At 73.7% G+C, this 11,401-nt stretch carries 13 protein-coding genes; 6 read left to right on the forward strand and 7 right to left on the reverse strand.

The features are described from left to right. Nucleotides 1-706 (forward strand): ArgP/LysG family DNA-binding transcriptional regulator (locus GTW43_RS20115; protein WP_161303403.1); only part of this gene is annotated, 706 nt, incomplete at its 5' end. A gap of 35 nt (nt 707-741) precedes the next feature. Here the strand turns inward: GTW43_RS20115 and GTW43_RS20120 are convergent. After that, entirely contained in the window at nt 742-1,488 is a 747-nt protein-coding gene (locus GTW43_RS20120; protein WP_161303404.1) for an acyltransferase, read from the reverse strand. Between the two features lie 136 nt (nt 1,489-1,624). Here GTW43_RS20120 and GTW43_RS20125 point away from each other — a divergent pair, with 136 nt between their 5' ends. After that, entirely contained in the window at nt 1,625-2,182 is a 558-nt protein-coding gene (locus GTW43_RS20125) for a gamma carbonic anhydrase family protein (protein ID WP_161303405.1), read from the forward strand. A gap of 5 nt (nt 2,183-2,187) precedes the next feature. On the opposite strand, the gene GTW43_RS20130 is transcribed toward GTW43_RS20125, so the two are convergent. Together GTW43_RS20130 and GTW43_RS20135 are read right to left on the reverse strand one after the other, a co-directional pair. After that, complete coding sequence (locus tag GTW43_RS20130; protein WP_161303406.1) at nt 2,188-2,835, reverse strand: DedA family protein; 648 nt, start codon at nt 2,833-2,835, stop codon at nt 2,188-2,190. Nucleotides 2,836-2,923: 88 nt separating this feature from the next. Further along, nucleotides 2,924-3,361 (reverse strand): DUF4442 domain-containing protein, encoded by a 438-nt coding sequence (locus tag GTW43_RS20135; protein WP_161303415.1) that lies wholly within the window; start codon nt 3,359-3,361, stop codon nt 2,924-2,926. A gap of 167 nt (nt 3,362-3,528) precedes the next feature. Between GTW43_RS20135 and GTW43_RS20140 the strand changes: the two genes are divergently transcribed. After that, nucleotides 3,529-4,614, forward strand: coding sequence for a hypothetical protein (locus tag GTW43_RS20140; protein WP_161303407.1), 1,086 nt, complete (start codon nt 3,529-3,531; stop codon nt 4,612-4,614). Nucleotides 4,615-4,682: 68 nt separating this feature from the next. After that, nucleotides 4,683-6,032, forward strand: coding sequence for an MFS transporter (locus tag GTW43_RS20145; protein WP_161303408.1), 1,350 nt, complete (start codon nt 4,683-4,685; stop codon nt 6,030-6,032). Here GTW43_RS20145 and GTW43_RS20150 read toward each other — a convergent pair. The 3 genes from GTW43_RS20150 to GTW43_RS20160 all read right to left on the reverse strand — a co-directional run bounded on the left by GTW43_RS20150 (nt 6,019) and on the right by GTW43_RS20160 (nt 9,147). Next, entirely contained in the window at nt 6,019-6,879 is an 861-nt protein-coding gene (locus GTW43_RS20150) for a fused MFS/spermidine synthase (protein ID WP_161303409.1), read from the reverse strand. The two genes, GTW43_RS20145 and GTW43_RS20150, sit on opposite strands and share 14 nt — an antisense overlap. Before the next feature lie 79 nt (nt 6,880-6,958). After that, nucleotides 6,959-8,149 (reverse strand): elongation factor Tu, encoded by a 1,191-nt coding sequence (gene tuf, locus GTW43_RS20155; protein WP_161303410.1) that lies wholly within the window; start codon nt 8,147-8,149, stop codon nt 6,959-6,961. Between the two features lie 290 nt (nt 8,150-8,439). Continuing rightward, a complete protein-coding gene (locus GTW43_RS20160; RefSeq protein WP_161303411.1) occupies nt 8,440-9,147 on the reverse strand; it encodes a DNA alkylation repair protein in 708 nt (235 codons plus the stop codon). Nucleotides 9,148-9,266: 119 nt separating this feature from the next. Here GTW43_RS20160 and GTW43_RS20165 point away from each other — a divergent pair, with 119 nt between their 5' ends. After that, nucleotides 9,267-9,971, forward strand: coding sequence for a VTT domain-containing protein (locus tag GTW43_RS20165; RefSeq protein WP_161303412.1), 705 nt, complete (start codon nt 9,267-9,269; stop codon nt 9,969-9,971). A gap of 61 nt (nt 9,972-10,032) precedes the next feature. Here the strand turns inward: GTW43_RS20165 and GTW43_RS20170 are convergent, their stop codons facing one another. Next, nucleotides 10,033-10,626, reverse strand: a complete 594-nt coding sequence (locus GTW43_RS20170) for a dihydrofolate reductase family protein (RefSeq protein WP_161303413.1) — start codon at nt 10,624-10,626, stop codon at nt 10,033-10,035. A 204-nt stretch (nt 10,627-10,830) separates the two neighbouring features. Here GTW43_RS20170 and GTW43_RS20175 point away from each other — a divergent pair, with 204 nt between their 5' ends. After that, nucleotides 10,831-11,301, forward strand: coding sequence for a helix-turn-helix domain-containing protein (locus GTW43_RS20175; protein ID WP_161303414.1), 471 nt, complete (start codon nt 10,831-10,833; stop codon nt 11,299-11,301). The last annotated feature ends 100 nt before the right edge of the window (nt 11,302-11,401 follow it).

Below are 11,401 nucleotides of genomic sequence, written 5' to 3' on the forward strand. Positions count from 1 at the left end.
TGGGCAGGTCGTGGTGCGGTACGCGCGCCAGCTGGCCCGGCTGGAGCGGGACGCGCACGCGGCCCTCGGCATGGGCCCGGACGACGGCGCGACGCGGGTGACGGCCGCGGTCAACGCGGACTCGCTCGCGACGTGGTTCCTGGACGCGCTCGCCCGCGTCCCGCAGGACCCGCCGATCGCCTTCGAGCTGCACCGGGAGGACGAGACGCGCACGGCGGAGCTGCTGCGCGAGGGGCTGGTGATGGCGGCGGTGACCTCGTCGCCGGACGCGGTGGCCGGCTGCTCGGTGCGGCTGCTGGGCCGGATGCGCTATCTGGCGGCGGCCACGCCGGAGTTCGCGCGGCGCCACCTCGACGGCCCGCCCGGCGAGCGACTCGCGGCGGCCCCGGTGATGACGTTCGACCGCAGCGACGTGCTCCAGGACCGGTTCGTACGGAGCATCGGCGGTCCGGGGGCGCAGGGGGTGCGGCACGCGATGCCCACGTCGGAGGGGTTCGTCGCGGCGGTGGCGGACGGTCTCGGCTGGGGCGTGCTGCCCGAGGCGCAGGTCGAGCCGCTGCTCGACGCGGGCCGGCTGGTGCTGCTGGCGCCGGACCGCCCCGTGGACGTCCCGCTGTACTGGCAGCAGTGGAAGCTGGACTCCCCCGCGCTCGCGGCGCTGACGGAGTCGGTGACGGCGGTGGCGGCGCGCGCCCTGCGCCCCTGAGCAGGGGCCTTGCAGGGGGCCTTGCAGGTGGCCTTCTAGGGCGTGTCCTCCAGCCCGGAGAGCGCGATCAGCTGCTCCGGGGTGACGTCCGTGGGGATGGGCCGGGGCGCCGGGGTGCGCAGCGGCGGCTGCCAGCCCGCCTCCTCGTCCCAGGTGCGGACGGTGCGCGCGGGGGCACCGGCCACGACGGCGTGGTCGGGGACGGTGCCGCGCACGACGGCTCCGGCGGCGACCACCACGTTCCGCCCGAGGCGGGCGCCGGGCAGGATCACGGCGCCGGTGCCGATCCAGCAGCCCGGCCCGATCTCGACGGGCTCCATCCGGGGCCACTGCCGGCCGACGGGCTCGTGGGGATCGTCGTAGGAGTGATTGGTGGAGGTGATGTAGACGTACGGACCCATGTAGACGTCGCTGCCGATCCTGACGGTCGTGTCGGCGACGACATGGCTGCCGCGGCCGATGACGACTCCGTCGCCGAGCGTCAGGATCGGGTCGGGGCCGAGGTCGAGATCGGGCATCAGACCGGCGGTCAGGGTGACCTGCTCACCGATGATGCAGTGCGCGCCGAGCCGGATCCAGGGCTCGCCGAACACGGTGCCCTGCGGGAAGGCGAGCTTGGTCCCGGCCCCGAGGGCGCCGAAGGCGTAGCCGCCGGTCTGCTCGGCGGTGACGGCGCCGCGGCGCTGCATCCAGCGCCAGCCCGCCTGCACGGCGCGATGGGCGAGCCCGCCCCGGGCTGACCGCCCGCGCGGCGACGAGAACACGTTCCGGTTCGTGGGCACGGCGCCACGTTACTCACCCGTACGGCAGGGCCCCACCTCGACGACCTGTGATCTTCACCCCACGGGTACGGTTCGCTCGTGCGCGCCGCAGGCACCGCGCACGCGGACGTACACGAGTGGCAAGGAGCACGAACGCATGGCCCACGAGGCAATCGTCGCCGGGTTCGGCGGCAAGGAACCGAAGCTGGACCAGGACGCCTTCACGGCGCCGAACGCCACGCTGATCGGGGACGTGACGCTGCACGCGGGCTCCGGCGTCTGGTACGGGGCCGTGCTGCGCGCGGAGTACGAGCCGATCGTGCTCGGCCCGGGCAGCAACATCCAGGACAACTGCACGGTGCACGTCGACGCCGGCTTCCCGGTGACGATCGGCGAGCGCGTCTCGGTGGGGCACAACGCGGTCCTGCACGGCTGCACGATCGAGGACGACTGCCTGGTCGGGATGGGGGCGACGGTGCTCAACGGCGCGGTGATCGGCGCCGGTTCGCTGGTCGCGGCGCAGGCGCTGGTGCCGCAGGGCATGGTCGTCCCGCCCGGCTCGCTCGTGGCGGGCGTGCCCGCGAAGGTGCGGCGCGAGCTGACGCAGGAGGAGCGCGAGGGCATCCAGCTCAACGGTGCGGTGTACGTGGAGCTGGCCGGTCAGCACCGGACGATCCACGAGGGCCCCGGGCGGTCCGCGGAGGCGGGGGCCTGAGTCCGTCAGTCGGCGGCGGGCACCGGGTCCTGCTCGGTGTCCGCCGCGGCCGCGGCCTTGGCCGCCCGGCGCTTGACGACGAGCATGGTGGCGATCCCGAAGAGGACGGCCGCACCGAGGCCCACGTAGGAGAACCGCTTGAGCCAGTCCTCGGCGACGACCCCGATGTAGTAGATGACCGCGGTGGTGCCGCCCGCCCAGACGACTCCGCCGAGGAAGTTGGCGACCAGGAACTTCCAGTACGGCATGTGCAGCACCCCGGCCAGCGGACCGGCGAAGATGCGCAGCAGGGCGATGAAGCGGCCGACGAACACGGCCCACATGCCCCACTTCTCGAAGGACCGCTCGGCGGTGGCGATATGGGCGGGCCCGAAGTGCTTCGGGAACTTGGCGCCCAGTTTCGCCAGCAGCGGCCGGCCGCCCTTGCGCCCGATCGCGTAGCCGATGGAGTCGCCGATCACGGCGCCGGCCGTCGCACACACGCCGAGGATGACCGGGTTCACGTCGCCGTGCTGGGAGGACAGCAGGGCCGCGGAGACGAGGACGATCTCGCCGGGCAGCGGGATGCCGAGGCTCTCGAACCCGATGACGCCCGCCACCAGCGCGTAGATGGCGACCGCCGGGATCGTGTCGAGCCATTCCTGGACGTGCAACGCCGTCGCCTCCCGTACCCGTGCGGTGTGTCCCCGACGTGCGCTCCCCCGGGGCGCGCACGTCGGGAAGCCTACCTGCTCGGACGGTTCAGCCGTTCGGCCGCAGCGTCCACACGACGGTCATCTCGCCGGTGACGGCGCCGTCGGCGCGCGTGATGGCGATGCTCACCGGGAACTCGGGGCGCTCGCCGGCGTCCAGCTCGGCGACGACGTCGGCGGCGGGGCGGCCGAGGGTGGCGGTCGCGGTGACCGGGCCCATGGCGAGCTTCTTGTAGGCGATCTCGGCACGGACGGCCAGCGGCACGGCGCGCGAGAGCTGCTCGCCGAACGCGGCGATCACGATGGCGCCGCTCGCCGACTCGGCGAGGGTGAACATCGCGCCGGCGTGCGGGCCGCCGACGTGGTTGTGGTAGTCCGCCTGGTCCGGCAGCGCGACGACGGCCTTCTCGGGCGTCGTCTCCTGGAACTCGAGGTTCAGGGTCCGGGCCATGGGCACGGTGGCGGCGAGCATGTCGCCGATGGACATCTGGTCTGCGCTCATGCCGCGAAGGTTACCCACGAGTAGCCCTTCTGGCCATCCCCGGGCCGGACGCCGTGCGCTCCCCGCGCGCGTGGCCCGCCCGCGCGAACCGTTGCACGTCCGGTACAGGGCAGGGACACCAGCGCGCCCGTGACCCTCTATCGTTTACGGCCATGTGGCCAGGAACGCAGCCGCCCGGGGGCGAGCAGAACCCGCAGGATCCCAACAATCCCAACAACCCGCAGAATCCCGGCAATCCGCCGACACCCAACCCGTACCAGCAGCCTGGGTACCAGCAGCAGCCGAACCCCTACCAGCAGCCGGGGTACCAGCAGCAGCAGCCCAACCCGTACCAGCAGCAGCCTGCGTGGAACGCGCCGACGACTCCGCTGGGTGCCCCGCAGGCACCGAAGGGCGGGGGCGGCGGCAACCAGACGAAGATCGTCGCCATCGTCGCCGCGGCGGCCGTGGTCGTCGCCGCCGGTGTGACGGGCTTCCTGGTGCTCGGCGGTGACAAGGACGACGACGCCAAGGGCAAGACCGAGAAGAAGACGCCCGCCGCGTCGCAGTCCGCGAGCGCCGAAGCCAGCGCGAGCGCCTCGGCCGGCGCGAACCCGCGCGGCGGGGACAACGAGGTCAAGCCGGTCGTCGAGGGCTGGCAGACCGTCGTCAACGTCAAGCACAAGACCGTGTTCGACGTGCCCGCCGACTGGGAGGTCAGCTCCAGCGGCTCGGACCAGATCATCGGCTTCGAGTACGACTACAAGGGCAAGGGCGGCAAGAAGGAGCACGGGACGACCACCGTCTCCGCGCCCGCCTCCTACAAGTCCAAGTGGTGCACCGAGGACTCCGACAAGGACGGCCGCGACGAGGACACCTCGCTCTCCGGCGTCGGCACCCGCGGGGAGAACGGCGCGAAGACCGCCAAGCAGGCCGCGGAGAACCGCGTCCCGTGGTGGATCTACGGCGGGTACACCGAGCCCTCCACCAAGGCGGTCAAGGTCGAGAAGGCCCAGGACTTCACCAACGAGCAGGGCATCAAGGGCAGCCTGATCGAGGCGCACTCCGAGGGCACCCCCAAGAAGGGCAAGTGCGCGAGCGAGGGCAAGGCCATGGTCTTCGCCTTCCAGAACGGCGTCGGCGACTTCGTGTCCTGGGACCTGTGGGCCGCGAAGGGCGTCAAGGGCGAGGTGCCCGACGCCACGATCAAGAAGATCGTCAACACCGTGCGCTACTACGAGGACCCCGAGGCCCAGTAGCGGCCGTCGCGGCCCGGCGTCCGGGAACGGACTTGTCGACACGGGTGTGCGGCGGCGATAGTCCCTGAGTGACCGAAGCCGCCGCCTCCCCGTCCGACCAGCCACGACGCCCACGCCGCCCGGCGTGGGCGGGGCGCAACTACACCCTGCTCGCCGTCTCGGCGTTCGTGACGACGCTCGGCGCGCACGGCGCCCTGATCGCCTCGGCGTTCGCGGTGCTCGACGCGGGCGGAGACGCCGGTGACGTCGGTCTCGTGGCCGCCGCCCGCACCCTGTTCCTGGTGGTGTTCCTGCTCGTGGGCGGCGCGGTCGCCGACCGGCTGCCCCGCCACCACGTCATGGTCGCGGCCAACGCACTGAACTTCCTGTCGCAGGGCGCCTTCGCGCTGCTCGTGCTCCAGGGCGATCCGCAGCTGTGGCAGATGCTGGCGCTGAGCGCGCTCGGCGGCACCGGCCAGGCGTTCTTCAACCCGGCCGCCGAGGGCATGCTCATCTCCTCCGTCTCCGGCGAGCAGGCCAGCCGCGCCTTCGCCCTGTTCCGCATGGGGATGTCCGGCGCCGCGGTGGGCGGCGCGGCCCTCGGCGGTGCCATGGTCGCGGCGCTGGGCCCCGGCTGGGTGCTCGCGGTCGACGCGGCGGCGTTCGCCGTGGCGGGCGGGCTGCGCGCCTTCCTCGACATCAGCCACATCGCCGAGCGCACGGCGGGCGGCGGGCTGCTCGCCGACATCCGGGAGGGTTGGCGCGAGGTCGTCGGCCGGCCCTGGCTGTGGACGGTGATCGCCCAGTTCTCCGTGGTGGTCGCCGTGGTGGGCGCCGCGGAGTCGGTGTTCGGGCCGCTGGTCGCGCGCGACGAACTGGGCGGGGCGGGGCCCTGGGGCCTCGCGCTCGGCGCGTTCGGTTTCGGCACGATCTTCGGCGGTCTGCTGATGATGCGCTGGAAGCCGCAGCGGCTGCTGTTCGCGGGGTCGCTCGCGGTCTTCTCGCTCGCCCTGCCCTCCGCGGCGCTCGCGGTTCCGGTGCCGCTGCCGGTCCTGGTCGCCGTGATGTTCGTCAGCGGCGTCACCATCGAGATCTTCGGCGTCTCCTGGATCACCGCGCTGCACCAGGAGATACCGGAGGACAAGCTCTCCCGGGTCTCCGCCTACGACTGGTTCGGCTCGGTGGCGATGGTCCCCCTGGCGACGGCGCTCGCGGGCCCCGCCGAGGCCGTCTTCGGCCGCAAGGAGTCGCTGTGGGGCTGTGCGGCCCTCGTCGTCGTCGCGACCACCGCGGTCCTGTTCGTCCCGGACGTACGCAACCTGCGGCGCCTCGATCCCGCGCCGGTCACGGGCGGCGCCCCGGTGGCCCCGGCACCGGACCAGGCACCGGCTCCGGCTCCGGCTCCGGCTCCGGGGCCGGCGGACCTCACCCCACGCTGAACGAGCCGCCCGGCGGCAGCGGGGACGGCATCGCCCCCTCCTCGGTCACCGGTCGCGCCCGCCCGACGAAGCGGCGCAGCGCGGCCCCGTGCTCGACGCGCGCGGGGAACGCGTCCCGTGCCGTGCGCCGGGCCAGCTCCGCGACGTCGATCGCCTCCTGCGAGGCGACCAGGACGGCGTTGCCGAAGCGTCGGCCGCGCAGGACCGCAGGCTCGGCGACGAGCGCGAGCTGCGCGAACACGGAGGCGAACGTGGCCAGTTGGGAGCGGAGGAAGGCGAAGGGGGCGCCGTCGGCGAGATTCGCGGTGTACGTCCCGCCGGGCCTGAGCACCCGCGCGGCCTCGCGCGCGTAGGCCTCCGTCGTCAGATGGGCGGGCACCTGGGAGCCGCCGAACACGTCGGCGACCAGCACGTCCACCGAGTCCTCGGCCGCACCGGCCAGCCGGCGGAGGGCGTCGTCACCGTGGACCGTGACGCCCGCGCCGGCCGGCAGCGGCAGCTCCTCGGCGATCAGCGCGAGCAGGGCGCGGTCGGCCTCGACGACGTCCTGGCGCGCGCCGGGCCGGGTCGCCGCCACGTAGCGGGGCAGGGTGAGGGCGCCGCCGCCGAGGTGGAGCACGTCGAGCGGGCGGCCCGGCGCGGCGGCGCAGTCCAGGACGTGCCCGAGCCGCCGGGCGTACTCGAACTCCAGGTGCGTCGGTTCGTCGAGGTCGACGTACGACTGCGGCGCCCCGTCGACGGTGAGCAGCCAGGCCCGGCGCCGGTCGACATCGGGCAGGAGCTTGGCGGTGCCGTGGTCGACCGTACGGGTGACGGGGACGGGCTCGGGATCGGCGGCTGCGTTCACCCGCCCATTGTGCCGGGCCCCGGACGGCGGGCGGCTGCCGCACCGTCCGGGGCCGGGGCCCGCGGTCACCGCACCGCGGTCACAGCACCTCGGTCACCGTGCCGGCGCCGACCGTGCGCCCGCCCTCCCGGATCGCGAAGCCGAGACCGGACTCGAGCGGCACCTCCCGGCCCAGCTCGACCGTCATCGTGACGGTGTCGCCGGGCCGCGCGACGCCGCCGGCGCCGAGGTCGACGTCGCCCACGACGTCCGCCGTACGCAGATGGAACTGCGGCCGGTACCCGGTGGACAGCGGCGTGCTGCGACCGCCCTCGCGCGCCGACAGGACACGGACCTGCGCGGTGAAGCGCCGCGCGGGCCGCACGCTGCCGGGCTCGGCGACCACGTGCCCGCGCCGCACCGTGTCGCGGGCCACGCCGCGCAGCAGCAGCGCCACGCTGTCCCCGGCCTGCGCCTCCTCCATCGGCCGGCCGAAGGTCTCGACACCCGTGACGACCGTCTCCGGGTCGTCCCGCCCGTCGGCCCCGTACACGCGGACGCGGTCGCCGACGCGGACCCGGCCGCGCTCGACGGCGCCGGTGACGACGGTGCCGCGACCGCTGATCGTCAGCACGTTCTCGACGGACAGCAGGAAGGGGGCGTCGACGTACCGCTCGGGCAGCGGGACGTAGGTGTCCACGGCGTCGAGCAGCGCGTCCACGGCGGCGGTCCAGCGCGGGTCGCCCTCCAGGGCCCGGAGTCCGGAGACGCGGACGACGGGGACGGCGTCACCGCCGTAGCCGTGCGCCGAGAGCAGTTCGCGCACCTCGAGCTCGACGAGGTCGGTCAGCTCCTCGTCACCGGCGTCGGCCTTGTTGAGCGCGACGACGATGTGGTCGACGCCGACCTGACGGGCGAGCAGGACGTGCTCGGCGGTCTGCGGCATGATCCCGTCGAGCGCGGAGACGACGAGGATCGCCCCGTCGAGCTGAGCCGCACCCGTGACCATGTTCTTGACGTAGTCGGCGTGGCCCGGCATGTCCACGTGGGCGTAGTGCCGGGTGTCGGTCTCGTACTCGACGTGCGCGATGTTGATCGTGATGCCGCGCTGCGCCTCCTCGGGCGCCTTGTCGATGCGGTCGAACGCCACGTACCGGGTGGTGCTGTCCGCGCCGCGCTCGGCGAGGACCTTGGTGATGGCGGCGGTCAGCGTCGTCTTGCCGTGGTCGACGTGGCCCATGGTGCCGATGTTGAGGTGCGGCTTGGTGCGTACGTATGCCGTCTTGGGCATGGCTGGGGGTTCCTTCCGGAACAGAAAAGTGAGGCCTCCTGTGCGTGAGGCGGGGACCCCTGAGCCGTACCGACCCTCCCCCTGCGGGGTCCGCCGGAATGTCCGGAGAGGGTCAGCGTCGCGCGCCGTCGACGGCTGCTGCGAGGAGGGCGGCAGCCTGAGCAGCGCCCGCGACTGCGGGCGTAGCTGCGTGTGCGGCGTGCCGGAACATGAGGCAGATCATCGCCGATGCGGCGGCGGCCGTCGAACCATTTTCAGTGCGGGGCGCGGCAGTTGCCCCGCGGTCGGGCTCAGCGAGCCGGCCCGCGCAGTGCCTCGCGCACGGAGAGCGGGGCGAGCACGTCACGGTGGTCCGCGACGAAGGCCCGCACGGCGTCGGGGTCGGTCCTGGCGTACTCGCGCAGGCTCCAGCCGATGGCCTTGCGCAGGAAGAACTCCTGGTCACCGGCGCGGCGCAGGCAGTACGCGAACAGCCGCCCGGTGTCGGTGGTCTCCTTGCGGCGCAGCTGGTGCAGCAGGGCGGTGCGGGCGAGCCAGATGTCGTCGGATCCGATCCAGCGGTCCATGTCGGCGGTGAGCGCCGGGTCCGCGGCGACGAGTCCGCCGACGGTGTGCACGGCGAGGAGGTCCACGGTGTCCCACCACGCGCGCGAGGTGATCAGATGCCGCGCGACCGGCAGGAACGCGGAGGTCAGCCGGGTCCGGTACCGGCGCAGGTAGTCGATCGCGAAGTACGCGTACTCGCGCTCGGGCAGCTCCCAGCAGCGCAGGGCGACGGCGGTCAGGTCGTGTGCGTCGGGGCGCGGGGTGCCCGCGAGGACCTCGCGCGTCCGTTCCTTGCGCACAGGCTGGGCGAGACCGAGGAAGGGGGCGACGTCCTTCATGTAGCGCCGCATCGTCACGGCGCGTTCCGGGTCGGCCGCGGCGCCGAAGACGACGGGCAGCCGGGCCAGCAGGGTGTCGGCGAGGGCGCTGGGCGGCGGGACGCTGACGGACATGCGTGCTCCTCCCCCGCGGCGGGCGCGGGCGGAACGGATCGGTGACGACGTACGGAACAGCCGAAGAAGTGAGACACAACCTACGGCGATCTTACGGAGGGGTCGGTTAGTCTCCCCGGATGTTCGAGACCGTCCCCGCCCGTCCCGCCGGGTTCGCCGCGCGCTGCACCAGGGCGCTCCTGTCCCCCTGGTCACGGCTGTCACTCCTGGTGGTGCTGCTGGCGGCGGGGGCCACGACGGTGCTCCTGTTCGAACCGCAACGGCTGCTCCAGCAGGGCTGGCCGCCCGAGGTGAACGGGGCCGCGGCGGTGGTCCTGTTCGCGGCGGCGTACGGGCTGTGCACGGTGGCCTTCGTGCCGCGGCCGCTCCTGAACCTGGCGGCGGGTGCGCTGTTCGGGTCGCAGCTGGGACTGGCCGGTGCGATCGGCGGGACGGTGTTCGGCGCCGGGATCGCGTTCGGCCTGGGCCGCGCCCTCGGGCAGGACGCCCTGCGGCCGCTGCTGCGCGGGCGCTGGCTCGAGGCGGCGGACGGCCAGCTCAGCCGGCACGGTTTCCGGTCGATGATGGCGGCCCGGCTGTTCCCCGGCGTGCCGTTCTGGGCGGCGAACTACTGCGCGTCGGTGTCGCGCATGGGCTGGGTCCCGTTCCTTCTCGCGACGGCGCTCGGCTCGATCCCCAACACGGCGGCGTACGTGGTGGCGGGCGCCCGCGCCTCGACGCCCACGTCCCCGGTGTTCCTGGTCGCGATGGGCTTCATCGCCCTGACCGGGCTGGCCGGTGCGGTGGTCGCCTGGCGCAAGCGGCACGCGTTGCGCGCACGCTGAGGACCGGGCCGCCCGCCGTCGACCGAGCACCTCGCGCGCGTGGCGACGTCGCGCCCTGCGCCTACTGCTCCGGCCCGGAGGCGGGGCGGTAGCAGGCGATGATGACGCCGGAGGCCGTGGGGGTCGCGTCGGCGACGTCGAACGCGGTCGGGGCGAAGCCGTCGGCGAACAGGCGGCGCCCGGCGCCCAGGACGAGCGGGTGGATGCAGAGCAGGTACTCGTCGACGAGACCGAGCGGAGCCAGCGACGCGATCAGCGCGCCACTGCCCATGATGTGCAGGTCACCGCCCGGGGTCTTCCTGAGCTCGGCGACCGCCGCGGGGACGTCCGCGCCGAGCAGGGTGGAGTTCGGCCACGGCAGGGGCTCGGCGAGGGTGTGGGACGCGACGTACTTGGGCGCGCCGTTGAGCGCGTCGCGGAACGGGCCGCCCTGCGCGTTCCAGTGGCCGAGCACGTCCTCGTAGGTGCGGCGCCCCAGGAGGTACCCGCTGCCCGCGGACAGCCGCTCGCCCCACGCCCGGGTGATCGCGGCGTCCCCGGCCCGCTCGGCGGCCCAGCCGCCCCGGGTGAACCCCCCGCGGCGGTCCTCGTCGGCGCGGCCGGGTCCTTGCATGACACCGTCCAGAGTGACGTGGTTGATCACGACGATCCTCATGGCGCTCCTGATCCCCTTCCGGTCCCGACGGCGGCCTCTGGCACGCACCGCACGTGAGGGGGACCGCGGGCGGCGGTGAAACTCATCGGCCGTCGCCCGACGCGGCCCTCCCGGCCGGGACCCGGAGGAGGGAGAGCTCAGGACGCACCGACGCCTGGAATTTGAAAATCAAACCATGAGGGTGGATCGCCCTACACTGGGCGCATGTCCGCTGCCGCCAAGGACCCGCGCCCCTGCTCGATCGCCGACACCCTGGCCGTGGTGGGCGAGAAGCACTCCCTGCTCGTGCTCCGCGAGGTGTGCCTGGGCAACGGCCGCTTCGACCGGCTCGTGCGCAACATCGGGGCGCCCCGCGACATCCTCGCCGCGCGCCTCAAGCGGCTGGTCGAGGCCGGGGTCCTGGAGAAGGTCGCCTACCAGGAGCGGCCGAAGCGCTTCGAGTACCGGCCGACCCCGGCCGGCCTCGAGCTCGAACCGGTGCTGATGACCCTGATGGCCTGGGGCGACCGCCACCTGCGCGACGGCGACCGTCCGATGGTCCTCGCCCACGACTGCGGGCACGACCTGCGGCCCGTGGTGACGTGTGCGGCGTGCGGCGAGGCGGTGCGCCACGAGGACATCAGCGCGCATCCGCAGACCCCGGGCTGGACCACCGCCGGCCCCGAGGGTCTCTGACCCCCGCGCCGTCGGCCCCGGAGGCGACCGGACCGGCCGGGTCGCCCCGGTACACGTCGAGCCGCCCGCACATGCCGAAGCGGCCGCGGGCGGAGGGCAG

Origin of the sequence: Streptomyces sp. SID5785, assembly GCF_009870065.1 — a bacterium.
In the GTDB taxonomy this organism is placed as follows: Bacteria; Actinomycetota; Actinomycetes; order Streptomycetales; family Streptomycetaceae; genus Streptomyces.